At 57.6% G+C, this 24464-nt stretch carries 20 protein-coding genes and 1 pseudogene; 13 read left to right on the top strand and 8 right to left on the bottom strand.

Going from position 1 to position 24464, the window contains the following annotated elements:
* Positions 1 to 346: 346 nt before the first annotated feature.
* The 7 genes from B3759_RS07040 (at position 347) to B3759_RS07070 (ending at position 8368) form a co-directional block, all read left to right on the top strand.
* A complete protein-coding gene (locus tag B3759_RS07040; RefSeq protein WP_291365021.1) occupies positions 347 to 1117 on the top strand; it encodes an SDR family oxidoreductase in 771 nt (256 codons plus the stop codon).
* 104 nt (positions 1118 to 1221) lie between these two features.
* Positions 1222 to 2565: a gluconate:H+ symporter gene (locus B3759_RS07045; protein WP_291365023.1), complete on the top strand. Its 1344-nt coding sequence runs from the start codon at positions 1222 to 1224 to the stop codon at positions 2563 to 2565.
* Between the two features lie 336 nt (positions 2566 to 2901).
* Positions 2902 to 4089: an NAD(P) transhydrogenase subunit alpha gene (locus B3759_RS07050; protein WP_291365025.1), complete on the top strand. Its 1188-nt coding sequence runs from the start codon at positions 2902 to 2904 to the stop codon at positions 4087 to 4089.
* A gap of 4 nt (positions 4090 to 4093) precedes the next feature.
* Complete coding sequence (locus B3759_RS07055) at positions 4094 to 4423, top strand: NAD(P) transhydrogenase subunit alpha (protein ID WP_099347081.1); 330 nt, start codon at positions 4094 to 4096, stop codon at positions 4421 to 4423.
* A 4-nt stretch (positions 4424 to 4427) separates the two neighbouring features.
* Positions 4428 to 5855, top strand: a complete 1428-nt coding sequence (locus B3759_RS07060; RefSeq protein ID WP_291365029.1) for an NAD(P)(+) transhydrogenase (Re/Si-specific) subunit beta — start codon at positions 4428 to 4430, stop codon at positions 5853 to 5855.
* Positions 5856 to 5879: 24 nt separating this feature from the next.
* Complete coding sequence (gene adhP, locus B3759_RS07065) at positions 5880 to 6908, top strand: alcohol dehydrogenase AdhP (RefSeq protein ID WP_291365031.1); 1029 nt, start codon at positions 5880 to 5882, stop codon at positions 6906 to 6908.
* A 68-nt stretch (positions 6909 to 6976) separates the two neighbouring features.
* On the top strand, positions 6977 to 8368 hold the full coding sequence (locus B3759_RS07070; RefSeq protein WP_291365033.1) for an NAD-dependent succinate-semialdehyde dehydrogenase: 1392 nt from the start codon (positions 6977 to 6979) through the stop codon (positions 8366 to 8368).
* Between the two features lie 363 nt (positions 8369 to 8731).
* Here the strand turns inward: B3759_RS07070 and B3759_RS07075 are convergent.
* The 5 genes and pseudogenes from B3759_RS07075 to B3759_RS07095 all read right to left on the bottom strand — a co-directional run.
* Positions 8732 to 9418: pseudogene (locus tag B3759_RS07075) on the bottom strand (ABC transporter ATP-binding protein); the annotation flags it as partial.
* Between the two features lie 74 nt (positions 9419 to 9492).
* Entirely contained in the window at positions 9493 to 10497 is a 1005-nt protein-coding gene (locus tag B3759_RS07080) for a FecCD family ABC transporter permease (RefSeq protein ID WP_291365036.1), read from the bottom strand.
* Complete coding sequence (locus tag B3759_RS07085; RefSeq protein ID WP_291365038.1) at positions 10494 to 11330, bottom strand: ABC transporter substrate-binding protein; 837 nt, start codon at positions 11328 to 11330, stop codon at positions 10494 to 10496. The genes B3759_RS07080 and B3759_RS07085 overlap by 4 nt, the downstream gene beginning before the upstream one ends.
* 175 nt (positions 11331 to 11505) lie before the next feature.
* Positions 11506 to 12786: a hypothetical protein gene (locus B3759_RS07090; protein ID WP_291365040.1), complete on the bottom strand. Its 1281-nt coding sequence runs from the start codon at positions 12784 to 12786 to the stop codon at positions 11506 to 11508.
* Positions 12787 to 12788: 2 nt separating this feature from the next.
* Entirely contained in the window at positions 12789 to 13808 is a 1020-nt protein-coding gene (locus B3759_RS07095; protein WP_291365042.1) for a hypothetical protein, read from the bottom strand.
* A 162-nt stretch (positions 13809 to 13970) separates the two neighbouring features.
* On the opposite strand from B3759_RS07095, the gene B3759_RS07100 reads away from it, so the two are divergent.
* The 5 genes from B3759_RS07100 to B3759_RS07120 all read left to right on the top strand — a co-directional run bounded on the left by B3759_RS07100 (position 13971) and on the right by B3759_RS07120 (position 20283).
* Positions 13971 to 15353, top strand: coding sequence for an RsmB/NOP family class I SAM-dependent RNA methyltransferase (locus B3759_RS07100; protein ID WP_291365044.1), 1383 nt, complete (start codon positions 13971 to 13973; stop codon positions 15351 to 15353).
* Between the two features lie 11 nt (positions 15354 to 15364).
* Positions 15365 to 16012: a hypothetical protein gene (locus tag B3759_RS07105; RefSeq protein WP_291365046.1), complete on the top strand. Its 648-nt coding sequence runs from the start codon at positions 15365 to 15367 to the stop codon at positions 16010 to 16012.
* A 423-nt stretch (positions 16013 to 16435) separates the two neighbouring features.
* Positions 16436 to 17101: a ribulose-phosphate 3-epimerase gene (gene rpe / locus B3759_RS07110; protein ID WP_291365048.1), complete on the top strand. Its 666-nt coding sequence runs from the start codon at positions 16436 to 16438 to the stop codon at positions 17099 to 17101.
* Between the two features lie 51 nt (positions 17102 to 17152).
* Complete coding sequence (locus B3759_RS07115; protein ID WP_291365050.1) at positions 17153 to 19081, top strand: heparinase II/III family protein; 1929 nt, start codon at positions 17153 to 17155, stop codon at positions 19079 to 19081.
* 26 nt (positions 19082 to 19107) lie between these two features.
* Positions 19108 to 20283 (top strand): glycosyltransferase family 4 protein, encoded by a 1176-nt coding sequence (locus B3759_RS07120; protein WP_291365052.1) that lies wholly within the window; start codon positions 19108 to 19110, stop codon positions 20281 to 20283.
* On the opposite strand, the gene B3759_RS07125 is transcribed toward B3759_RS07120, so the two are convergent.
* The 3 genes from B3759_RS07125 to dapD are packed head-to-tail and all read right to left on the bottom strand — an operon-like array spanning position 20225 to position 22866.
* A complete protein-coding gene (locus B3759_RS07125) occupies positions 20225 to 20869 on the bottom strand; it encodes a hypothetical protein (protein ID WP_291365054.1) in 645 nt (214 codons plus the stop codon). The two genes, B3759_RS07120 and B3759_RS07125, sit on opposite strands and share 59 nt — an antisense overlap.
* Complete coding sequence (gene dapE, locus B3759_RS07130; protein WP_291365056.1) at positions 20866 to 22008, bottom strand: succinyl-diaminopimelate desuccinylase; 1143 nt, start codon at positions 22006 to 22008, stop codon at positions 20866 to 20868. Before dapE ends, B3759_RS07125 begins: the two co-directional genes overlap by 4 nt.
* A 9-nt stretch (positions 22009 to 22017) precedes the next feature.
* The gene (gene dapD / locus B3759_RS07135) at positions 22018 to 22866 is read right to left on the bottom strand and encodes a 2,3,4,5-tetrahydropyridine-2,6-dicarboxylate N-succinyltransferase (protein WP_291365058.1); all 849 of its coding nucleotides are present in this window, start codon (positions 22864 to 22866) and stop codon (positions 22018 to 22020) included.
* 151 nt (positions 22867 to 23017) lie between these two features.
* Here dapD and B3759_RS07140 point away from each other — a divergent pair, with 151 nt between their 5' ends.
* Positions 23018 to 24442 carry a sensor domain-containing diguanylate cyclase gene (locus B3759_RS07140; protein ID WP_291365060.1) on the top strand — a complete coding sequence of 475 codons (1425 nt, stop codon included), beginning with the start codon at positions 23018 to 23020 and terminating at the stop codon, positions 24440 to 24442.
* Positions 24443 to 24464 lie beyond the last annotated feature (22 nt).

A 24464-nucleotide genomic window follows, 5' to 3' on the forward strand; every position in this document is an offset into this window, starting at 1 on the left:
TTAACTGACGACACGCCGTAGGACAGAAATTTGAGCAAACATCAAATCTCGAAGCTGCTGGCAATAATGCAGAATGGTGCTGGCAATTTATAGCAGGCAGATTTAATTAAATATGCCTCTCCCGTTTTCTAGAGAACATATTTCTGCAAAACAGGATAGTTTATAAAAAAAATACTATAATTATAAAACAACTTCGATATCTCATTCGAATTTCCGATCAACAAAATGTCCTAATTTTCTCATCCTCATGAAAAAGTTAGAGCCACCTCCTCAAAGAGTGCTGTGCGGTCGGGCAAATTTGTTCCTATGGTGTGAGAACCAAAAATAACAATATCGAATCAAGAACATGCCCCCAAAAGACCTGTTTTCCCTTCGTGGTCGCCGCGTCCTTATCACCGGATCTTCACGCGGAATCGGTCTGGCTCTTGCCAAAGGGCTTGGCGAGTACGGTGCGGAGATTGTTCTGAACGGGCGCAATCAGGACGCTCTTGAACGGGCACAGTCTCAGCTGAAAGAGGCAGGCATAACGTCCTCCCTCTCCTCTTTTGATGCGACGGATCAGACTGCCGTTCTTTCTGCTGTCGAGACAATCGAACAGAATGAAGGTCCCATTGATATCCTGATCAACAATGCGGGTATCCAGCGACGCGCTCCACTGGAAGTTTTTTCTCGTGAAGACTGGGATGCGCTCATGGCGACCAATCTCAACGCCGTCTTCTTCGTGGGACAGGCCGTCGCGCGCCACATGATCAGCCGAAAAAGGGGAAAGATCGTCAATATCTGCTCTGTACAGAGCGAACTTGCCCGCCCCGGAATTGCTCCCTACACAGCGGCAAAAGGTGCAGTGAAAAACCTGACAAAGGGAATGGCGACGGACTGGGCGAAATATGGCCTGCAGATCAATGGGCTTGCACCCGGTTATTTTGAAACGGACATGAATGCAGCGCTTGTAAAAGATAAAGACTTTACAGAATGGCTATGCAGGCGCACCCCCGCCGCACGCTGGGGCAAGGTTGAGGAACTTATCGGAGCCGCCGTGTTTCTTTCCTCTGACGCCTCCAGTTTTGTAAACGGTCATATCCTGATGGTGGATGGCGGTATCACCGCTTGCCTGTAGAGAACGTATCCATAATCAGTTGCGCTATTCAGAGACAGCGCTGAAACACAGGAGAAAAACATCTCTGAAGACCGGCAGTCTCATAATCGGAAATAACAATAAAAATGAGCCCACTGTTCGCTATTATCCTGACCACAGGCGCCATCCTCAGTATCATTGTGCTGATTGCGCGTTTTCGTCTGAACCCGTTCATCGTCCTGTTCGTCACCTCGATTGTCATTGCGCTGATAGCCGGAATGCCAGCGGACAAGGTGGTCGGCTCGTTCGAAAACGGAGCCGGTCATGTGCTCGGGCATGTAGGCACGGTCATCGCGCTCGGGACCATGCTGGGAAAAATGCTGACCGAGTCAGGCGGCGCGGACCAGATAGCCTTAACGATTTCCCGCAAGGCGGGCCGTGGGCATGCGGATTGGGCCATGATGGTCATCGGGCTACTGGTCGGACTGCCTGTTTTCTTTGAAATCGGCTTCGTGCTGCTGATCCCCATCGCCTTCGTGCTGGCGGCACGGACAAACACATCCCTTCTGCGGATCGCGCTGCCTATGGGAGCCGCACTTTCCGTAACCCACGCGCTGATTCCGCCGCATCCAGCCGCTTTGCTCGCTGTCACCGCCTATCACGCCAATATCGGCAAGACCATTTTCTATGGGCTGCTTGTCGGCATCCCCACCGCCATCATTGCCGGGCCGATCTTTGGACGCTTTGCAGCCAGTCGCGTGCCTTTGCTCGAAGAAAACCCGCTGGCCGCTCAGTTTGTCAGTGCCGAACCTCCCGAGAACATGCCCGGCTTCGCTGTGACGCTGCTGACCATTCTTTCGCCGGTTATCCTGATGCTTCTGGGCTCCAGCGCGGATTTCATCTCGACACCGCATACTGCCCTCAATGTCAGTCTACGCTTCCTCGGCAACACGGTCATCGCCCTGACACTGGCGACCATTCTCTCCTTTTATGTGCTCGGTCTGGCGCGCGGTTTTTCACGAGAGACGATCCTCCGCTTTTCCACGGAATGTCTTGGCCCTACAGCACTGATCATGATTCTTGTTGGTGCAGGCGGTGGATTTGGAAAAGTCCTGATTGATAGCGGCATCTCGGATGCGATCACGCATGCGGCTCTGGGCGCTCACATGCCTCTGCTGGTTCTGGCATGGCTGCTGGCGGTCATTGTCCGGGTCGCCTGCGGTTCTGCAACCGTCGCGATGGCGACGGCTTCGGGGATCGTCGCTCCCATTCTCAACCATGCACCGAACATGTCTCCTGAACTCATGGTTCTGGTCACAGGCGCAGGCTCCGTGGCGCTTGGTCCGATGAACGACGCCGGATTCTGGCAGATCAAGGAATATCTCGGCCTGACCGTGCCTCAGACACTCAAGACATGGTCCGTTCTGGAAACGCTAATTGCCGTGTGCGGGCTGGTTTTCTGTCTGATCGGCTCGCTGTTTCTGCCCTGAGTTCCTTTCTGAAAGCTGGACTCTTCTCAGGCCCATTGCGTGCGTTCTGAACAGTGCGACAGGATTTCAAGCCAATCTGTCGAGAGATATTTATTCAGGACTATAATGGTCCTGTAATATTCAAACATACGTTCAAGAAATATTTTGACGCCTCATTTTTCAGGTGACTGTTTCAAACAAAACAGGTCCCTTTCATTACAATTGATGCACGTCAAAGACGCATTTCTTTTCCATCATTAAATAATCATAAAATTGAGTGGGTCCTGCGCGGGCCCCTCCCTCCTGAGGGAGGTCTGTAAATTCAGAATGCCAATTCCAGAAAATGGATACTGATCAATGAGCCTTAACATCGCGGCGATCAGGGAAAGGGAACAGGGAGAGCGACGCGTTGCGCTTATCCCTCTCGTGGCCCAGCGCATCCAGCATCTCGGCTGCACGACGGCCCTCGAAACCGAGGCCGGTTCAGCTTCCTTCTATCCCGACGCATCCTACAAAAACACGACGATACAAAGCGATGTCGGAACACTGCTCGCCAGTGCCGACATCGTGCTTGCCGTCAATCCGCCCACTCCGGACATGATCGCCAGGATGCGATCAGGCTCCATCCTGATTTCCTTCATTTACGGGCGCACACACCCGGATGTGGTCAAGGCGTTGCAGGCGCAGAAAATCACCTGCTTCGCCATGGAACAGATCCCCCGTATCAGTCGCGCACAGGCCATGGACGCCCTGTCCAGTCAGGCCACGCTCGCCGGATATTACGCCGTTCTGCTTGGCACGGTGCACATGCCGAAGATCCTTCCCATGATGACCACGGCTGTCGGTTCGCTGAGAGCTGCTCAGGTGCTGGTGATGGGTCTGGGTGTCGCCGGCCTGCAGGCTCTGGCGACCGCGGGACGTCTGGGCGCTGTGACCGAAGGGTATGACGTCCGGCCCGAGACGAAAGAAGAAGCGCACTCTCTTGGTGCGAAGTTTGTCGAAACCGGCGTGGATGCCACCGGTCAGGGCGGCTATGCCCGTGAACTGACTGCCGACGAGAAGATCAAGGTCAAGGGTGTGCTGTCGGACCACATCGCCCGTGCCGATCTGATCGTCACCACGGCCGCTGTGCCGGGCCGGAAAGCGCCGCGCCTGATTGACGCAGAGCAGATTTCAAAAATGAAGCCCGGCTCCGTCATCATCGACATGGGTGCTGAAGGCGGCGGCAACTGTGAAGGCACCGTCGCCGGTCAGAGCGTTCAGGTCGGCCCCACCCTTCTTGTAGGCCCGGTCAACCTGCCGTCCTGCCTCTCCGAGCAGGCCAGCGAACTTTATTCGAAAAACATCCTGAATCTGCTTCAGCAGATCATCAAGGACGGAAAACTGTCGCTCGATATGACGGACGAAGTGATCGCCAAGACGCTCGTCACGCATGACGGAAAAATCACCAACGACGCCGTGCGTGAAGCTGTCGAAGGACCTGCTCCAGCAGCAGCGCCAGCACCGCCTCCGGGCGCGGCACCGACCACCGGATCGAAAGGGTAATCCAATGCCAGTGACATCCATGACTTTCATCATAGCGCTTTATATTTTCATGCTGGCGGCTTTCACCGGATATGTCGTCATCAGTCGCGTGCCGTCGATCCTGCACACCCCGCTGATGTCAGGCTCCAACTTCATCCACGGCATCGTCGTTGTGGGCGCTCTCAGCGTGCTGCTGTCCGCCACCACCATTCCTGAGCAGGTCATTGGTTTCGTTGGCGTGCTGTTTGGCGCGGGCAACGTGATGGGCGGTTACGTCGTCACGGATCGTATGCTGGCGATGTTCAAGCCCAGTAGCCAGAAACCGGCGCAGAAAGCGCAGGACGGGAAGGCCTGATCCAATGAGCGCTGTTGATTATATCATCGGTCTGAGCGGGCTCGTCGCCTCCGGACTGTTCATTTATGGCCTCAAGGGGATGTCTTCGCCTGTCACGGCGGTGCGTGGCATCGTCATCGCAGGCTGGGGCATGGCCTTTGTTGTCGCCATCGCTTTTCTGCAGGCGTTCAACGTCTCGGACGAGGTTCTGCCTCACCTGCCCGTCAATCTTGGGCTGGCGGTCCTCGCCCTGCTCCTCGGCGGCGCATGGGCCGGCTGGAGAGGCAAGACGGTCGCCATGACGGCGATGCCGCAGATGGTCGCCCTGTTCAACGGCATGGGTGGCGGTTCCGCCGCCGCCATCTCAGCTGTCGCCCTCCTGCGTCACAACGAGACCGATGCGCTGCATCTGGGCGTGACGGTGCTGGGTGGCCTGATCGGCTGTATCTCGCTGACAGGCTCCCTCATCGCTTGGGCCAAGCTCGACGGTCGCATGAAGAACCCCATGCGGTTTGGTGGGCAGCAGATCTTCAACCTTGTGGTCTTCCTTGGAACCCTTGTGCTGGGCGGAATGGCTGTTATCAGCCAGATGCAGGGTGCGCCGGAAGCCGGTCTGTTCTCGCTGCTGTTCTTCCTCGGCGCGTTGTTCTTCGGCCTCTGCATGACCGTGCCGATTGGTGGCGCCGACATGCCGGTGGTGATCTCTCTCTATAACGCTTTTACGGGTCTGGCTGTCGGTCTTGAAGGCTATGTCATGGCTGACCCGGCCCTGATGATCGCCGGTATGGTCGTCGGCTCCGCCGGTACGCTGCTGACGCTGCTCATGGCCAAGGCGATGAACCGTTCGATCGCCAACGTGCTGTTCAGCAACTTCGGCGCGTCATCCGGTAAGACCGCTGGCGGTCCTGAAGGCAAGATGAAGTCCACGGACCCGGCCGACGCCGCCACCACGATGCGTTACGCTTCCAGCGTGATCATCATTCCAGGCTACGGTCTGGCCGTGGCTCAGGCACAGCAGAAGCTGTACGAGATGGTGAAGATGCTTCAGGCCGCTGGCGTGGATGTGAAGTTCGCGATCCATCCAGTCGCTGGACGTATGCCGGGACACATGAACGTGCTGCTCGCCGAAGCCGGTGTGCCGTATGACATGATCTACGACATGGACGACATCAACGACAGCTTCAAGACAACTGACGTCGCCCTCGTCATTGGCGCGAACGACGTGGTCAACCCGTCTGCCCGCACCGACAAGTCCTCGCCAATCTATGGCATGCCGATCCTCAACGCCGACCAGGCGAAGCAGGTGTTCGTCATCAAACGTGGTCAGGGCACCGGTTACTCGGGCGTGCAGAACCCGCTGTTCTTCCTGCCGAACACCACGATGGTTTTCGGTGATGCGCAGGCAGTGCTGAGCAAGATGGTTGAGGCTCTCAAGGCTCTCGGAACCAACTGAAGATTGATAAAGGAGACCAGATCCATGGCAGGCAAGATGAAGGCGGCAGTCGCCCACGAATTCAACAAGCCGCTGACGATCGAGGAACTCGACATCCCGACGATCAACCAGAACCAGATTCTGGTGAAGATGGACGCGTGTGGTGTGTGTCATACGGACCTGCACGCCGTGCGTGGTGACTGGCCCACCAAACCGACACTGCCGTTCATTCCCGGCCATGAAGGCGTCGGCCATGTCGTTCAGGTCGGCAGCAATGTGAACTGGATCAAGGAAGGCGACTATGTCGGTGTGCCATTCCTTTACTCCGCCTGCGGTCACTGTGTGCATTGTCTTGGAGGCTGGGAGACCCTGTGTGAAAAGCAGGAAGACACCGGCTATACCGTCAATGGCTGCTTTGCCGAGTACGTCGTGGCGGACCCCAACTATGTCGCCCATATTCCCAAAGGTGCGGACCCGCTCCAGATCGCTCCAGTCCTTTGCGCCGGTCTGACGGTCTACAAGGCGTTGAAGATGACGGACACGAAACCCGGCGACTGGGTGGCTGTGTCCGGTGTCGGTGGTCTGGGCCAGATGGCGATGCAGTATGGTGTCGCCATGGGCAAGAACATGATCGCCGTGGACATTGACGACGAAAAACTGGCGACCGCCAAGAAACTGGGGGCGGCGCTCACCGTTAACGCCAAGGACACGGATCCGGCCGCATTCATCCAGAAAGAAGTCGGCGGCGCTCAGGGTGTGGTGGTCACCGCCGTTTCCCGTATCGCCTTTTCCCAGGCGATGGGGTATGCACGTCGAGGCGGAACTATCGTTCTCAATGGCCTGCCGCCGGGAGATTTCCCGGTGTCGATCTTCGACATGGTCATGAACGGAACGACGGTCCGAGGGTCAATCGTGGGTACACGGCTCGACATGATCGAGGCGCTGTCATTCTTTGCAGACGGAAAGGTGCACTCGGTTGTGAAGCCGGACAAACTGGAAAACATCAACCGTATCTTTGATGATCTGGAAAACGGTCGCATTGATGGCCGTGTCGTTCTGGACTTCCGGAGCTGAGCCCGATCGCGTCCTGAGCACGAACGCGGCATCCTCAACTGCACCGCAACAAGAAAGGAATTGGGCACATGGCCTACGCAACGACAAATCCGTTCACCAATGAACAGATCAAGGTGTTCCCGAACGCAACGGACGCCGAAATTGATACCGCTCTTGATTCGGCTCACAACGCGTTCCTGTCATGGCGCACCACTTCCTTTGCGGAGCGTGCGAAGGTGATGCAGAAGGCCGCTGACATTCTGCGCGCCAACATCGACGAATACTCGAAGCTGCTGACCCTTGAGATGGGCAAGGTTTTCGGTGAGTCCAAGGCCGAGACAGAGCTGTCCGCCGCCATCTTCGAATATTACGCGAAGAACGCCGAGAAGCTGCTGGTTCCTGAAGAGCTGCCCGTCGCCAACAAGGACGAAGGCCGCGCGAAGGTCATCCACCAGCCGCTGGGCGTTCTGCTTGCCGTCGAGCCTTGGAACTTCCCGTTCTATCAGGTCGCCCGCATCATTGCCCCGCAGCTTTCCGCTGGTAACACGGTTGTCCTGAAGCACGCGTCCAACGTGCCGCAGTGCGCTGCCGCCATGGACAAGCTGATGATCGAAGCCGGTCTGCCGAAGGGTGCTTTCCAGAACCTGTATCCAACGCATGATCAGGTTTCCCGTATTCTCGGTGATCACCGCGTACGTGGCCTGGCCCTGACGGGTTCCGAGGGTGCTGGCGCCCGTCTGGCAGCCGAAGCTGGCAAGGCCCTGAAGAAGTGCACGATGGAACTGGGTGGCGCGGACGCCTTCATCGTTCTGGACGATGCCGATCTTGAGAAAACAGTGAAGTGGGCCGTGTTTGGCCGTCACTGGAATGCTGGTCAGGTCTGCGTGTCTTCCAAGCGTATGATCGTGGTCGATGCTGTTTATGACCAGTTCCTCAAGCAGTATCGTGAAGGCGTTGCGAAGCTGAAGATGGGCGACCCGATGGACCCGGCCACCACGCTGGCTCCGCTGTCTTCCCAGAAGGCCGCTGACGATCTGAAGAAGCAGGTTGAAGGCGCTGTTGCAGCCGGTGCGAAAGCGGAAGAGATCCCGCTGGAAATGCCGAACGCAGGTGCATTCTTCCGCCCTGTCATTCTGACGGACGTAAAGGACGGCAACCCCGCCATGCGCGAGGAGTTCTTCGGCCCGGTCTCCATGATCTTCCGCGTGAAGGACGAAGCCGAAGCCATCCGTATGGCCAATGACAGCCCGTATGGCCTTGGTGGTTCCGTCTTCACAAAGGACGAAGCCCGCGGTGTTCGCGTTGCCGAGCAGATCGAAACCGGCATGGTGTTCGTGAACCATCCGACGATGGTGAAGGCTGACCTGCCTTTCGGTGGCGTGCTGCGCTCCGGCTTCGGTCGTGAACTGATCGGTCTCGGCATCAAGGAATTCGTCAACCACAAGCTGGTTGACGTTGTTGATATCGACGCACCCTTCTGAAGACTGCGCTTGGAGGCGGGAGAGAAATCTTCCGCTTCTTCACGGCCTAGAATCCGGTTTTCCTTTGCAGGGAACCGGATTTTTTTGTGCCTGATTTGTGAGTGAAGTATCTGGATTGAAGTAGAAACTTATATCAATGCAGCGGACTGTTCCGAAACAGACCCTGTCTCCATCATCATATGGTAATGCTGTATCTATCCAGTTACTTCAAAAATGCGTCGGAATACATTTCACCAGACCGAAGCATTTCAGGACGACGCAACACACTACGACAAGATGGAAGCAACTATCTCCACAGCTATTCAACTGATCGCTCTAATTCCCGTAATGAGAAACGACACACAAGAAAATATGTAACACCTTCTAAACGAGGTTCCACGGAATGACCGCGTTACAAACGCGCTGCACGGTGACCCCATACACATGAGAAACCATATCATCCGTCAATACATCTGCGGGAAGCCCTACTGAAACAGGAACTCCATCCTTCAGCAAAGCCACACGATCGCAGAAACGGGATGCGAGAGCGAGGTCATGCAGAACCACGACAATCGCGGCACCCTTTCGCGACAGATCGCGGAACAGGTTCATCACGGATAAAGCGTGAGCGGGGTCAAGCGCTGCAATCGGCTCATCAGCAAGCAGAACAGGGGCCCGGACAGCCAGCGCCCGTGAAAGCAGCACTCGTGCCCGCTCTCCTCCCGACAGAGCCGTAACGGCCCGATGAGCAAACTCCAGTGTCCGGGTCTGCTGCAACGCTTCTTCTACAGCCAGACGGTCTTCATCGGACTGCCCTTTTCCAAAAGGAATACGTCCCAGTGACACAAGCTCCCTCACTGCCATGGGAGGCAGTGTCTCCGCCTCCTGCGGCAGGAATGCTATTCTGTGCGCTCTCCACAAAGCCGCCTTGTCGGCAAGATTGACTCCTTCCATCTGCACGCTCCCTTCATCGGGAGTCTGCAGACCCGCAAGAACACGCAGCAGGGAACTCTTTCCAGCACCGTTAGGTCCTATCAGACCCAACACTTCCCCGGCACGAACGGAAAGAGACACATCGCGGAGAACAACCGTCTTCCCATAACTTAATGTCGCATGATCGACGCGAAGGATTTCAGGACATGTGTTCATGAGCCGTTTCTTCTCAGAACACTGACCCGCCAGAAAAACAGTGGCGCTCCTGTCAGGGCTGTCAGCACACCGACATGCAGTTCCGTGTGTGTGGGAATGAACCGCGCGCAGATGTCCGCCACCAGAAGAAGGATCGCTCCTCCCAGAAAGGACGGCAGCAACAGCCGTCCTGGACGATGCCCCGTCAACGGTCGGAGAAGATGCGGCACGACCAGACCGATAAATCCGATAGCGCCCGCGACAGCGACACCGGAACCAATGGCCAGCGCCGAGCCGAGAACGATACGGTTCTGAGCGCCCCACACCCCTTTCAGTGTAAAACCAAGGCTCTCGGCCACTTCATCTCCGAGCGTCAGCGCATCCAGCACCGGTCCGCTCATGGCCATCAGCAGTGAACCCAGAAGAATGCCCGGCAGGCAAAGCCAGACCTGAAGCATGGTGCGATCCGCCAGAGATCCCATCAGCCAATGCATGATTTCAAAGGAGGCATAGGGGCTCGGCACCAGATTGAGCGTCAGGGCTGTCATGGCGGCGAAGAAACTTGTCAGCGCCGTACCGGCCAGCAGCAGGCTGACAACCCCGCCCTGCCCCGCCAGTCCGAGCAGCAGACCAACAGCCAGCAGGGCTCCGGCCAATCCGCCAAGTGGCAGCGCGAAACTGAAAGCACCGGCGAGACCAGTATAGAAGACAAGGACAGCCCCCAAGGCCGCGCCGCTGGACACGCCGAGCAGTCCCGGATCGGCAAGAGGATTGCGCAGATACCCCTGCAAAACTGCCCCCGACAGCCCCAGCGAGCCGCCAATCATGACGGCGAGAAGCGCACGCGGCAGTCGGAGCTGACCGAGGATCACGGCTCCGACCGTGTCGCGTCCTGCCAGCATATCTTCAAGAGCCGGTAGAAAAGGAAGCATGGTCTCGCCACGCACAAGCGCCAGTCCAAACAGCAGGAGCAGCACTGTCGTCAGGGTAATCAGCAGGATACGATCAGGGTGACGGGTCATTTGCCGTCTTCCTGTATCATTTTCCGGGCTTTGGACAGTTCTTCGAGTGCATCGAGGGTCTGCGGCAGGCCGCAAAGCCAGAGAGAGGCAGGGATGTTGATCCGGTGCATTCCGCGAAAAGCACTTTCCAGCGCACGATTGTCCAGCAATGCCTGCGCCTGAGATGTACCTTGCCCCGAGCGATCAAGGATCAATAGATCGGGTTGCGCCGCGATCAGTTTTTCCAGTGAGATCGCCTGTCTCCGCTTCCTGCCTACGCTCGTCGCGAAATTTCTAAGACCGGCATGATGCAGCACATCGTCCGGCAATGAATGGGCTCCGGTGACAAAGCCATTGGCCGCGTAAATCACCGCCTCCGGTGCATCCGGCGATAACGGCAGAGAGAGACGCGCCAGTCTCTCGTCAAACGCTTGCACCAGAACCTCGCCACGTTCTGGAACGCCGAGCAATTTGGCCATTCTGCGTATGGAGGCAGGAATATCCGCAAGCGACTGGGCGGGGGCAAACATCTCAAGACGTGTGCCAACGGATTTTGCCGCCAGCAGGGTCACAGGCATGGTCGATGTGCCTGTGACCACAAGATCCGGCTTCAGCGACAGAATGGTTTCCGTGTTTGTGCGAAACGCCGGGTAAGAGCGTGCCTTTTCACACATGGGAGCATTCGCGCAGTCGGACGCCAGTTGGGACAGTCCAACAATGGTCGAAGGATCAGCCAGAAGCAGGAGCAACTGGTCTGTACAGAGGTTGAGAGAGATCACCCGACCGGGTGGTTTTCCTGCAGCTGCCTCGGAGGCACTGGCAGCCGGATAATGAAAAAAGCTGCTTAACCACAATACTGTGACGCTTCTCATCACCCCACGAAGACAACGCATAAACAATCGGTCTTCGGGACGTGGCATCAGGTCTGTCGCTCGCAGAAAAATCTTCAGGCTGCCAAAGGCGTCCCTCTCGTAGCGTATTCAGACTAGGGACGCACCCATATGCCTCTCTGCGCGCCTCTGCTCTGGTTCAACGGGCGGTTTCAGACCACGGCATGGTGAGAGACACATTTCTGCGTACGAAAACCCTACCCTGCACTGGCGGCGGCAGACTTTTGAGATAATCCATTAGTAATTGTGACGGTTTCTGTGACGCCTCAAGCATTTCACAGGCATGTATTTTTTCAGCGAAACTCAGACCGGTTATCCGGTCATCCGTATAATGGGCCGTGAGTTGGTCAATTCCACCACGATAATCCGAAAAACGGGAAAAATTGCTACCAAAAGCAGCAAGCTGACGGAAGCGACGGTTACCTGCCTCAAAAGAGATCATTAGGGAATCAGGCCATGTCGTGACCGGCCAGCCGATCAGCAGATCTTCCTGCACAAGCAGAGTAAACTGAGCTTTCGCCGCTTTGGCGACGGACTCCCCCAACGCAGCCGCCGCTGCACCGTAAATCGAGCAGCGTCCGGCAAAACGGATGAGCGCATGGATTGTCGCCTGTTCATTGACCTCCAGCCAGAGAAGAACCCGACGCTCCGATCTTTCCACGGGTTTGATCCGGGTGATTTCCCTGCTGATCCGATCGCACCGGGCGTTGAACAGGTCATAGACACCCATGATGGCCTGATCACAAAGTTCCAGCCAGATCTTGGCGTCCGGCTGGATATGCGCCACCGCACGAGCAGTTGGCAGGATAATATCGATCTCGTTTCTGGACGCCATGAGCAGCGCCAAAGTGAAACACCACGCCGTGACACCTCTTCCCACCGCCTCTTTCAGAAGCAGGGCAAGATCATTTCTGTCCGGAATGACCGGTACCACTGCTTTTCTGGACTGAAAGAAGTGTCGCGCACCCGCGAAGACAATCTGGATTGCGGGAAGAAGCGCTTCAATGCTTGCGGTCCTGATGCCCGAGGTCTCGGACATTTCCTCCAGCACGGCAGACGGGATCGGACGCGATAGGACATCGGCGGCACGCTGCCAAAGCATCTGAGAGGCGCGCCACAACGGGTCCGCCCATTCCGTCTCATCCAGAGGATCTCTCTCCGGCAGATGCAGCCCGTCACCCAACTCAATGAGCTTCTCGACAAGATGCTCCTGCGGAAAGCAGTTCATGATCCAGATACGCAGTGGTTCCAGCAACGTATCCGGGAGGGATCGCACGGCAAGCTCACTTGACCGCATCCACTCCGTGGAGGGAACGATGATCGGCCATAGCGGGCGGAACAGCAGGGTAAATGTGGTTGCGACAGGCCCCTCAGCGGAAAACTGATCACGCCCGGCATGGGATAGGACAGGAAGCGCCATGCTCAGTTCTCCTTGATATCGTAAAGGAGACTCATGTGAAGCAGTCTCTCGTTGCGTTCTTCAATGTAGAGGCCGCGATCAACTTCACGCGGCCAGGATGCGATTGATGGTCTGCTTACACTGGCCAAAGGGGAACGGGCTGCCGACGCGTGATTGCTGTGAGACAGAATCTGCGCCAGCGACGCCAAATCGGCCAGCATGTGCACAGCGCACGGCGCACGAGGGATCTCCTCAAGCATCAGAGCAAAGCGTACCCAGCCATCAAGAGTGGCGACTTCCCTGATCGCCCCCTCATACGAGACATTGAAATGCGCGAGACGGGCCGGGTCGTTGAGAAGTCCTGCATGCGCTCCGTAAAGAGCCTCAATGCGGCGCAGGGCTTCCGTGGCCACCATAATCACACCTGCTGTCGTCAATGCATTCCCTTCGAGAGATTTGAGAGAAGGCGCCAATCCTCTCAATGCGTTCCGGATAACCGCCAGACGGGGTGGAGTGCGTTCATTGAGTGCGAACCCACCTCCTCCAATCCGTATGGAAGCCGGCGAAAACCCGAGGTGGAAAAAAATATTTTCCAGATAGGCCGACAGACCGGGATGCACACGAACGCCGGTGAGCAGTTCAGACACTCTCCGATGAATGGCTGCTCGCCTGACGGTGCGTCCGTTGGTTGCAATGCGAGCAAGTTTCTGCGTCTCACGCCCCGCGAATCCTTTGACAGCCGTGTCGAGAAACCGCTCCCTGACGTCCTGAGGCGTAAGGGTCTTGAAAGAAGCAATCTGGCGGATGAGCACCTGATCGAATGATGCCAGGGTGAAGCCCAGACTGTCCCGTCCCTCCACTCCGGCGACCATCACACCGGTCCCCAAAGGATTGGGCACGAGAAGCTGAGGCTGTTCATCGGGGTAAACCCTGAGAGCCATGCCGCCACAAAGGGGGCTGGTAGTAGGGAGAAAAATGGTGATCCCGGTGGAAAGAGAAAATGTCTGTCGCATCGGGACAGGATCGACGATGAGAGTCTCCATGGGCGGTCCGGCCATGTCCTTCCAAACATCCAGTGTGATGTGAAATACGAAATGCGCTCACTGAAAACGTACTGCTAAAAACCTGCCGGCCGCTAAAAACCTACTGGCACCGGCCAGCCTGACGTGCGATGTCCTCGCCAGCCGATATTCACACCGGGAACAATGAACATTCCGTCAAACACCTCGCAGCCCCGCTCCCGCAACGGATCGAAAAAGACCGGCCCCTCCAGAAACGGACAGGCCCGATCAGGCCGCTCCCGTGCGCCCGCCGCGCCGGTTGTGCCGGATCCGACACGGGAAATCGCTTACGACATCGTACGGGGCGTAATCGAAAATCGTCGCATGCTGGAAACGACTCTCGGTCGGTCGCAGGAAGCGCGTGAGGCCGAGCCGCGCGACCGTGCGGCCGCCCATCGCCTGGGAGCTGCGACGCTTCGTCATCTGGGCACGCTGTCGGCTGTGCTGGAGCCTTTTCTCCGCAAACAGCCTCCAGAACCTGTTCGCGTGGCGCTCCTGATTGGCACCTGTCAGTTGTTATTCCTTGAAACACCGCCTCATGCGGCTGTTGGCACCACCGTCAATCTGCTACGCCGCCGTGACCTCGCTCCCTTTGCCGGATTGGCGAACGCCGTGCTGCGAAAGGTCGCCACACAGGGCGCGACGCTGCTGGAAGGGCTTGATCAGGAACGGCTGAACATCCCCGGTTGGATGTGGTCTTCGTGGAAATATCTCGGTCCGGGCGTGGCGCGCAGAATCGCCAGAGGTCTGGCGCAGGAAGCGCCGCTTGATCTGACGTTAAAGCCCGATGCACCGTCGATGGAGGAAGGAATTGTCCTTCCGACCGGATCGGTGCGCTTCCCGGCTGGAACCCGTGTTCCAGATCTGCCCGGCTTCGAGGAAGGCACATTCTGGGTGCAGGACGCCGCTGCCGCTCTCCCGGCGCGTCTTCTTGCCGCGAAACCGGGTGAGCATGTGGCCGATCTCTGCGCGGCTCCCGGTGGCAAGACGGCACAGCTTGCCTGCACCGGTGCGCAGGTGACGGCGCTGGAACGTGATCCGTCCCGTCTAGAACGGTTAAAAGAAAACCTCACGCGCCTGAAGCTAGACACGGTCAAAACAGTCTGTGCCGATGCGGCGGCATGGCAACCGGAAGTACCGCTCGACGCCATTTTGCTGGATGCGCCCTGCTCCGCCACCGGGACGGCACGTCGTCATCCGGACGCACTTTGGATCAAGCGCCCGCGTGATCTGTCTGCACTGATTGAAGCGCAGACAGGGCTTCTCGCGGCTGCGGCGCGGATGCTGAAACCGGGCGGGCGTCTTGTTTACGCCGTGTGCTCGCTTCAGCAGGAAGAAGGACCGGATCAGGCCCGCAAGATTGCCGGTCAGTTCGGACTGAAAGCCGACCCGATCAGACCGGAAGAGATGCAGGATCTTCCCGAGGCCCTGACGCCTGAAGGGTGGGTGCGCACTCATCCCGGTCTCTGGCCGGATCTTGGCGGAATGGACGGCTTCTTCGCGGCGCGCTTCGTCAAGGAAGGCTAAAGGCGGCGGGGATGGAAGCAGCCCGGATAGAGCATATCGATACGCCGGAAGGACGCGTTCTGTGGCGTGAGATGCTCGGTGTTCTTCCGGGGCTGCGTGCCGGCCTGAATTTTGTGACTGACAAGCAGGCTGCTTCTCCATCAGGTAGACTGCTCTGGTATCAGAAGGAACTGTTCGAACGCTGGTTCTTTCGCATCCCGTCCCCTCATACAGGCTGCATGATTCATTCCGGCGATTCCTGGATGGGACGTCATCAGTCGGCATTCTTTCGCTTTCCGGAGGCGTCAGACATTGTTCTGGCAAGCTATGGCGGCGGTGAAGGTTTTCCGCTTGGCGCATTGTTCCTTGCAAAGCCGTCTTTTGGCACTGTTTCAGGCGTGGCTTTCGGCGGTCGTACTCTGTCTTTGCTGATTGAGGATGCCTCATCGGCCTTTCAGGCTTTTTCCACGCCGGCCTGGCACGAGATGCCGGCGCTGTCTTCCGCAATGGCTATTGCTGGTTTCCCGCAATCGGATGACGCGAAAACGCAGTTGCTTGCACAGGAAGTGGCGGCCCTGAAAGTCTGGCGCGCCCCTGTTTCTCTCAGTTTCCAGCACGCTCCCGGCGATTGTCCCTGTTTTTCGGATAATCGCGCCGGGCATGTTTCTTTCTGTCTTTAGACCTGCCAGCCGGCGTGTGCTGACTGAGGCACAGGATTGTGATGAGTTCAGATTACCGAAAGCCGCTCACGCGAAGACATCAATAATTTTCCTGTAAATCGGCTGTATTTTAAAGATTTCGACACCAAGACAGTCCATTACTCGAACTCACGACGTGATCGTAATGATCTGCTTTCAGACTATCGGGCATTTATACTCCTCTACCGGGTGTTGATGCCTCGAACTGACGGCCAGCCTGAAACAAACAGGAACGGTCCATTCGGTTCGCCATCTTAATGACTGATTGCCAATTCATCATGATCATCAGGAAACTGTTTTATTTGTAACAAAAAAGAAGACGACAAAGACCAGCTTTACTCATTTTATGCACAAGCCCTCAGAACACCTGTTGCGCCCTTTCCGATGTTTGCCGATAACGAGGCCATGACCAGCATTTCTTCTCCTCTGATTGCTCCGAGCATTCTGGCCGCAGACTTTGCCCGACTTGGCGAAGAGGTTGCGGCCATAGAAAAAGCCGGCGCCGACTGGGTCCATCTGGATGTGATGGATGGTCACTTTGTGCCGAATATTTCTTTCGGTCCGGCCATCGTCAAAGCGCTTCGTCCCCATTCGAAGCTGCCGTTCGATGTGCATCTCATGATCGAACCCGTCGATCCCTATCTGGAAGCATTCGCCAGTGCCGGGGCCGACCATATTACGGTCCATGCGGAAGCCGGTCCTCATCTGCACCGGTCCCTACAGGCCATTCAGGCGCTGGGCGTGAAGGCCGGTGTTTCGCTTTGTCCGGCCACACCGCCGGAAGCCCTGTCGGAAATACTCGACATGGTGGACCTCATCCTTGTGATGTCCGTCAATCCGGGATTTGGCGGGCAGAAATTCCTGCATAGCCAGCTTCGGAAAATCAGCACCTTGCGCGACATGATAAAGTCATCTGGCAAATCGATCAGGCTGGCGGTCGACGGCGGCATCGATCCGGAAACCGCTCCTCTGGCCACTGCCGCAGGTGCGGACGTTCTGATTGCAGGCAGTGCGGTTTACGGACGTGAGGATTATGCGGCCGCCATCAGGGCGCTAAGGAACAGCAACTAAAAACCGCAGTCGTGCATTACTGACGATCCCGGTTGAAGGAGGAGCTTGAGTATGGGTCTGGGCCGATGGTGGCGTGATGCGCGACTTTCTTTTGCGCTGCTCGGTCCTTTGGGTGGTCTGAGGTCCATCCCCTCCACTCCGGCACAGACTGTTCGTGACCTCTGGCCCGGTGATGCCGGTAACGGTGAGCTGCTTGTCCGTGGCACAGCGTCTCACGGCGGTGAAACCATCTCGATCCGGAAAGGTGTCTGGTCTGATGAAACCTGGTCGCCCTTGTTTCGCGACTGGTTCCAGAGTTTTGAATGGTTACGGGATCTAAGGGAACTCGGTTCTGAGTCTGCCCGCGCGCAGGCACGCGCGCTCGTCGCGGACTGGATTGCCCAGCCCATCGGCATGACGCCTCTTGAAGATTCCTCGACGACTGGCGCGCGTATCGCCTCATGGCTGGCGCAATATGATTTCTTTGCTGCTTCTGCCGATGAGGACTACCGACGTGGCCTCCTGCAAAGGATCGTTCTTGAAGCCCGGACGCTTGCCGCCATCCTGCCGACAGACCGTCACGACTGGACGGCCCTGCGCGGCCTGAAGGGGCTGCTGGCCACGGCGGTCGCCATTCCGGAGCAGAAAGCCTTTCTCAGCCGCTACATGAAGCTGATCGACCCCGAACTTGAAATGCAGATTCTCCCGGACGGGTGCCATGCTTCCCGCAGTCCCGGCGCGCAGCTTCTCGTGTTGCGGGAACTGGCCGAGATGCGCCTGATGCTCCAGTCGGCGCGTATCCCGATGCCGACCATGCTCGCCTCGGCACTTGATCGCATGGCTCCGGTGCTTCGCGCCTTTCGTCATGGAGATGGTCGTCTCGCTCTGTTCAATGGCACATGGTCACACGATCCGGCCCTGATCGATCTGATCATTGCCCGCGCCATGCCACGTGGAAACATTCTTGCCCGCAACATGCGCGATGGACGTTTTGTGCGCGCGACATCCGGCAATACCGTTCTGTTCGTGGATGCGGGTGGCCCACCCCCCAAAGGATTTGACACGCTCGCCCATGGCGGCCTGATGTCGATGGAACTGTCTTCCGGACGCTCACAGATTGTCGTCAATTGCGGCGCCAGCCCGCGCCCCGGCTGGCACGAAGCTTTGAGGGACGCGCCTGCACATTCCGTGCTGTCGATCCCGGCCTGTCCTCCCGTGCTCTGGCGGCGGGACGGCTCTGTGGATGTGCGGCCTGATGTCACATGGGAACATTCTGTTTCCGGCATCGACCATATGATCGAGCTGGCATCGGACTGCTATCGCCCGGTCGGTTGTGGTTCTTACCGCAGACGTCTGTTTCTCTCCGGCGAGGGAGCCGATCTTCGGGGAGAGGACAGGCTTGATACGGCCGGCGATCCACCTGAATTTATTCTGCGTTTTCATCTCCATCCTTCCGTGCGTGTCGAACTGGAAGAAACAGACATTCTTCTGCATGCCGGTGATGAAGTCTGGAGATTCCGCAGCAACGGTTATTCCACGATAGAAGACAGCATTTATTTCGGCTTCAAGGATCCGATGCCCACGCAGCAGATTGTTGTGCGACCAGCTGAAGTCCAGCCTGTGATTCCGACTGTTGATGTGGCCAGCCAGCCAGAAACCTCGCCTGTCAAACCGGACGAGACGGTGTCCCAGCAGTCCGAAGCCGAACCGACGCCTCTGCCCTCTTCAGAGTCTGAGCAGGAGGTAAAAGAACAGACGCCTTTGGCCAAAGCCATTGAAGCCGCGAAAGAAACCGAAGACACCGCAGATCAGGAAAAGGCTTCCGGCCCGCTCTCTGAAAAGGACGCATCGGAAACTGCACAGACCAGTGATCAGGAAGCCAGCCCAGTCGAAGACGGTATCCGAAAGGATGAGGTTTCGGACATGGAATTGCCGCCTCCGCCAGTGCCCCCTGTTCTGGCCAATGCCATCCGATGGGCCTTCACGCGCCTTGACGCCTGAAGTCAGGCTGCGGGCAAGGAAATACCGTGAAGATCCTTGAGGTCACCAACGTCGATTTTTCGCTTCGTCACTTTTTGCTGCCGCTGATGCGGCAGTTGCGGACGGAAGGTCACGATGTCATCGGCTGCTGCGCCGAAGGACCTCTTCTTCAGGATGCGCGGGCGGAAGGCTTTCGGATCGTCACTGTGCCGATGGCTCGATCCTTTTCAATAAAGGCACAGGCGCGTGCCTTCGCAGCACTGATTCGGGTCATCCGTCAGGAAAAACCGGATCTGGTGCATGCTCACATGCCGATCAGCGGGCTTCTGGCGCGTTTGGCTGCCAAACTTTGTGGCGTTCCGTGCATCGCCTATACCTGCCATGGCTATCTGTTCAATCAGCCCGGCTCCTTTGTCCGTCACGCGCTGGCATTCACGCTTGAATGGCTGGCCGGACGCATCACCGATATCTATCTGACCGTTTCGCAGGAAGAGGCACAGGACGCTCGGCGTCTGCATATCCATTCCAATCCCATAGCAGTTGGAAATGGCCGTGATCCTCACCTGTTCCATCCTGACCCGGGTGCGCGTGAACGAATCAGGCAGTCACTGAATGTCCCGTCAGAGCGCGTCGTGATTATCGCTGTTTCAAGGCTGGTCAGACATAAAGGCTATCCAGAGCTTCTGGCTGCAATGGAAAGCGTTCCTGACGCGGAACTCTGGATTGTAGGCGAGCGGCTCTCAAGCGACCATGGAGAGGTGCTGGAGCCGTATTTCCGGCGCGCTCATGATGCTCTTGGTGGCAGGCTGCGTATGCTGGGATACCGTTCGGACATTCCGGCGCTCCTTGCGGCTGCGGATATCTTCACACTCCCCAGTCATTTTGAAGGTCTTCCGATGTCGATCATCGAAGCCATGCTGACTGGTCTTCCCGTGGTGGCCACAAATATCAGAGGCTCGCGGGAGCAGGTTGTGCAGGGCGAAACCGGGCTGCTTGTTCCGGCAGGAAAGAGCGCTCCTCTTTCCGAAGCGCTAAACAGGCTCGTAGAGGATCAGTCCTTACGGACGACAATGGGGAAAGCCGGGCTTGTGCGCGCCCTTGCTCTGTTCAACGAATCAAGCGTCCTGACAAAAACCGCAGCACTCCTGACAACAGGGACGCAGATCAGGTTACGGAAGAGGAAGAAGCCTGTGCTGTCACAACAGGCTGCAAAAGATCGTTGATGAAATTGTAGTGAGGCGGCAGCAGCGAGGCCAGACCGTAGCAGATCAGGGCGAAGCAGAACGTCGTTCCATACAGGAGAATGGCGCGTGGCCAGCTCAGACGCAAGCCGACTTTGGCCACGAAGACACCGAGCCAAAGTCCGTAAAGATCGCTGCTGAAGACAATCGCCATGGCAAAGCCGCTCGTCTCGGCAAGTGACGAAAACAGCAGACTTCCCATAGCCATTGCGACGGCGGACACCAGAACAGTTATCCACTCACACCAGCTGGCCGCAGTTGCATAGCGCAACCAGAGTTCCTCACGTCCCCATTTTTTCGCAAAGAACCAAGAAATTACCGGGAGCGCCAAAAGCGTGCAGAAGGACAGTTCGACACGGATGAAGCCGAGGACGGGTTCTTTCTGCAGCGCAACTGTCAGCAGGCCGACGATGCACATCGCCAGACCGGGCGCGAGGGCTGCCAGAAAATTCTCGACTGAATTGCCGAAACGCTGAATGCCTTCGGATTTTCCGCTGGCAAGCAGCGTCATGCCTTCCAGAATTGCTTTAGGGTTGGGCGTCGTATTGCCTTTGAAAACGCCGCTCACGCCACTGTCCTTTCCAAAAGCCGTTCGTAAACACGCTTCAAGGTATCGAGATCTGAAACGGCAACATGCTCGTCAATCTGGTGCATACTCGCCCCGACAAGACCGAATTCCGCCACGGGGCAGTACAGGGCGATAAAGCGGGCATCCGAGGTGCCCCCACCGGTATCCAGACGAGGCTCCCTACCCGTCACATCCTGAACCGACGCTTTCAGAGCGTTCAGCTCCGGGCCGGGCTGGGTGAGAAACGATTCTCCACTGATGCTGGCCTCGATCTGACAGTCGGGCGCGTGCCGGTGACAGACGGTTTCGATCCACTCCCGCAGCGATGCTCCGGTGTGCAGATCATTGAAGCGGATGTTCAGAGCCGCTTTTGCTTCCGCCGGAATGACGTTGGTGGCGGTATTACCGACATCCACGCTCGTCACCTGAAGACTGGAGGGCTCAAACCACTCCGAACCCTCATCCAGCGGTTTTTCCGTCAGTTCGCTCAGGATGCGGATCAGCCGATGGACCGGATTATCAGCACGGTGGGGATAGGCCACGTGGCCCTGTCGTCCCTTCACCGTAATGCGAACATTGATACTGCCGCGACGTCCGATCTTGATGACTTCGCCCATGACGGTCGGGTTGGTAGGCTCGCCGACCACACAGAAATCCGGGATCTGGTCATGGTCCTTCATCCACTCCAGCACCTTGACGGTCCCAAAGCGGGCGGGGCCTTCCTCGTCGCCGGTAATGAGAAGGCTGATGGAACCCTGAGGCTCGGGCGTGTTTTCAAGAAAGGAGGACACTGCAGCGACGAAGGCGGCAATACCGCCTTTCATATCGCAGGCCCCTCGTCCGTAGAGAATGCCCTGCTCCACCGAGCCTGCAAACGGCCCGTGCTGCCATCCCTGCTGCCCGGGCGGGACAACGTCCGTATGCCCGGCAAAGCAGAGATGAGGACCGCCCTTGCCACGTCGGGCAAAGAGATTGGGCGTACGCTCCGCCCCTTCCCCGAAGGGAAGGTGGAAGACCTCAAACCCCATGGCGCTTAATGTTTCGCCCAGAGCGATCTGGGATTCGCCGGGATCCGGACTGACGGACGGGTGACGAATCAGGTCAGAAGCGAGAGCGGTAACATCAAGCGCATGCGTCATGGAGTGTTCTCAGTCGCGCAGCAGATCGTTGATGGATGTCTTGGAACGGGTCCGTTCATCCACACGCTTGACGATCACGGCGCAGGCCAGAGAAGGATTGGGCTGACCATTGGCGTTCAGAGGCACCTTGGCAGGCAGAGAACCCGGCACGACCACGGAATAGGCCGGAACGCGGCCCATGAAGACCTCGCCCGTCGCACGATCGATGATCTTGGTGGAAGCGCCGAGGAACACGCCCATCGACAGGACGGAGCCACGCTCAACGATCACGCCTTCAGCCACTTCGGAACGAGCGCCGATGAAGCAGTCATCCTCGATGATGACGGGGGCAGCCTGCAGAGGCTCCAGCACGCCACCGATTCCCGCGCCGCCACTGATGTGACAGTTCTTGCCGATCTGCGCGCAGCTGCCGACGGTCGCCCATGTGTCGATCATGGTACCTGAATCAACGCGTGCACCGACATTCACGAAGCTCGGCATTAGCACGACGCCTGGCGCGATGAAAGCTGAACGACGGACGACACAGCCCGGCACGGCGCGGAAGCCAGCCTCGGAAAAACGGGCGGCATCCCAGCCTGCGAACTTGAGCGGCACCTTGTCGAACGCCGCGGCACCAGCAGCGCCGCCTTCGATGATCGCATTATCAAACAGACGGAAAGACAGCAGAACGGCTTTTTTCAGCCATTCGTGAACCGTCCAGCCTGCCTCGCCGGGTTCGGCGACGCGGAGACGACCGGAGTCCAGTCCTTCAAGGACTGTCTCGATCGCAGACCGGTCATCCCCGGTCGTGGCTGGCGACACAGTGGTGCGCGCTTCCCAAAGCGCTTCGATCCGGGATCTGAGTTTGTCTTCGCTCATCGTCTTCCACAGTCAAAATAGCTGAAAGGCGACCCTGCCAATGGGCCAGCACAGGTTACCTGAAGGGCGGACCATGCTGTTCAGGGCATCTTCTGTCAACGCAACCGGCTCTTAACGAGACAGAAACTATTCCCGGATGAAATGCGTAAGCATGAACACCACGCCTTCCTCTCCTGCGTCAGAATCGTCGCCACCCGGTCAGGATGGCAAACTGATGGACGCGCTTCTCGCCAGTCGTCGCCGCTGGAAAAGCCTGACGCAGCTGGTTGCCGATTTTATTTTCGAAACGGACAATGAAGGCCGTTTCACCTTTTTCGAGGCCGGTCCGGCACTCGGATGGAATGATCAGGAACTGATCGGGGAAGAAGGCACCAGACTCCTTCCCTGTGTCAATTCGACGCCAGCCCCTAATCCTTTCCAAACCCGAAATGTTATCCGCAGCCGCCGTTGCTGGATCAAAAGAGCCGACAGCACCTTCGGCTGCATGCTGGTTTATGCAACCCCTCTCCTTTCGCCGGATGGGCAACACGCCGGTGTGCGTGGACTTGGCATTGATGTGTCTGATGAGGTCGGCTCAAACGCCGACCTCGCAGTCGCCCGTCTTCATAGCGAGATCGTGCGGCGCATCACGGCGACGATGCGCTCACGCGCCCTGTCCCGCCTTGGCATTCCACCCGCTTTCGACGAGCTGGCCGCCATGCTTGGCGCTGTCGGGGGAATTCTGATCTCCGAATCTCCGGAAGGAAAAACGGAAAGTGATGAAGACGATTCCGATGAGGAAATCGTCCACCGCCTTCAGACTGCGACACCGTCTTTCGACGCCATGATTGAGGACATGTTACGGCAGCCGGTAGCTGGCAATCTCTCGTTCGAGCCGGAAATCAGGCAGATCGAGGGGCACGACGTAATCCTGTGCCGTAGTCGCGTCCGTTACAATGCTCCCGCCGCCATGGCGCTGTGGAGAAACAATGTTGGCGTCTGGTCGCAGGACGACGCCAATCTGGCAGATGCTGCTCTGGCGACATTTGCCTCCGCTCTCGAGATGAGTGCTCTCAACCGTGCATTGGCCCGCAATGCGCGATTTGATCCACTCACAGGCATGCTGAACCGGAACGGTCTTCTGACCGAAATCTCCCGGCGGCTGCCGCGTCTTGATCGGGAACGCCTGTCCGGCACCCTGCTGGTCATCGGTCTGGACCGCTTTTCAGACATCAATGCCCGCTTTGGTTTTGAAGCGGGCGACAGCGCCCTTCAACAGGTCGCCAGCTATCTGCGGGACGCCATTCGTCCAACAGATCTCGCTGGTCGACTTGGGGGAGACATTTTCGGCCTCTGGCTCGATGGCGCTGATCATTTTGTCGCTGCTGAACGGGCGGAAGCCTTCTGTCAGCACGGCGCAGCCATTTTTGTTGCGGAACCCATCACTCTCACCTTCTCGGTCGGTCTTGCCGCCCGGAGCTGGGAAACGGGTGAAAGCGTTGAATCGCTTATCGACCGCGCAAGTTTTGCCATGCGTAGCGTGAAACTCGCTGGGGGCGCTCGCTGGCACACATCATTGGAAGAATCCTCACCATGAATCCTTCATTAGACCCAAAATT

The organism is Acetobacter sp. UBA5411, assembly GCF_002409645.1.
Classification (GTDB): Bacteria; Pseudomonadota; Alphaproteobacteria; order Acetobacterales; family Acetobacteraceae; genus Acetobacter.

Bases quoted from the DNA above. Each gene is read 5' to 3' on its own strand.
- dapD (WP_291365058.1), bottom strand. From the start codon at position 22,866: ATGAGCGAAGACAAACTCAGATCCCGGATCGAAGCGCTTTGGGAAGCG.
- B3759_RS07090 (WP_291365040.1), bottom strand. From the start codon at position 12,786: ATGGCGCTTCCTGTCCTATCCCATGCCGGGCGTGATCAGTTTTCCGCT.
- B3759_RS07095 (WP_291365042.1), bottom strand. From the start codon at position 13,808: ATGGAGACTCTCATCGTCGATCCTGTCCCGATGCGACAGACATTTTCT.
- B3759_RS07055 (WP_099347081.1), top strand. From the start codon at position 4,094: ATGCCAGTGACATCCATGACTTTCATCATAGCGCTTTATATTTTCATG.
- B3759_RS07105 (WP_291365046.1), top strand. From the start codon at position 15,365: ATGGAAGCAGCCCGGATAGAGCATATCGATACGCCGGAAGGACGCGTT.
- B3759_RS07040 (WP_291365021.1), top strand. From the start codon at position 347: ATGCCCCCAAAAGACCTGTTTTCCCTTCGTGGTCGCCGCGTCCTTATC.
- dapE (WP_291365056.1), bottom strand. From the start codon at position 22,008: ATGACGCATGCGCTTGATGTTACCGCTCTCGCTTCTGACCTGATTCGT.
- B3759_RS07100 (WP_291365044.1), top strand. From the start codon at position 13,971: ATGAACATTCCGTCAAACACCTCGCAGCCCCGCTCCCGCAACGGATCG.
- B3759_RS07050 (WP_291365025.1), top strand. From the start codon at position 2,902: ATGAGCCTTAACATCGCGGCGATCAGGGAAAGGGAACAGGGAGAGCGA.
- B3759_RS07115 (WP_291365050.1), top strand. From the start codon at position 17,153: ATGGGTCTGGGCCGATGGTGGCGTGATGCGCGACTTTCTTTTGCGCTG.
- B3759_RS07140 (WP_291365060.1), top strand. From the start codon at position 23,018: ATGAACACCACGCCTTCCTCTCCTGCGTCAGAATCGTCGCCACCCGGT.
- B3759_RS07070 (WP_291365033.1), top strand. From the start codon at position 6,977: ATGGCCTACGCAACGACAAATCCGTTCACCAATGAACAGATCAAGGTG.
- rpe (WP_291365048.1), top strand. From the start codon at position 16,436: ATGACCAGCATTTCTTCTCCTCTGATTGCTCCGAGCATTCTGGCCGCA.
- B3759_RS07060 (WP_291365029.1), top strand. From the start codon at position 4,428: ATGAGCGCTGTTGATTATATCATCGGTCTGAGCGGGCTCGTCGCCTCC.
- adhP (WP_291365031.1), top strand. From the start codon at position 5,880: ATGGCAGGCAAGATGAAGGCGGCAGTCGCCCACGAATTCAACAAGCCG.
- B3759_RS07045 (WP_291365023.1), top strand. From the start codon at position 1,222: ATGAGCCCACTGTTCGCTATTATCCTGACCACAGGCGCCATCCTCAGT.
- B3759_RS07080 (WP_291365036.1), bottom strand. From the start codon at position 10,497: ATGACCCGTCACCCTGATCGTATCCTGCTGATTACCCTGACGACAGTG.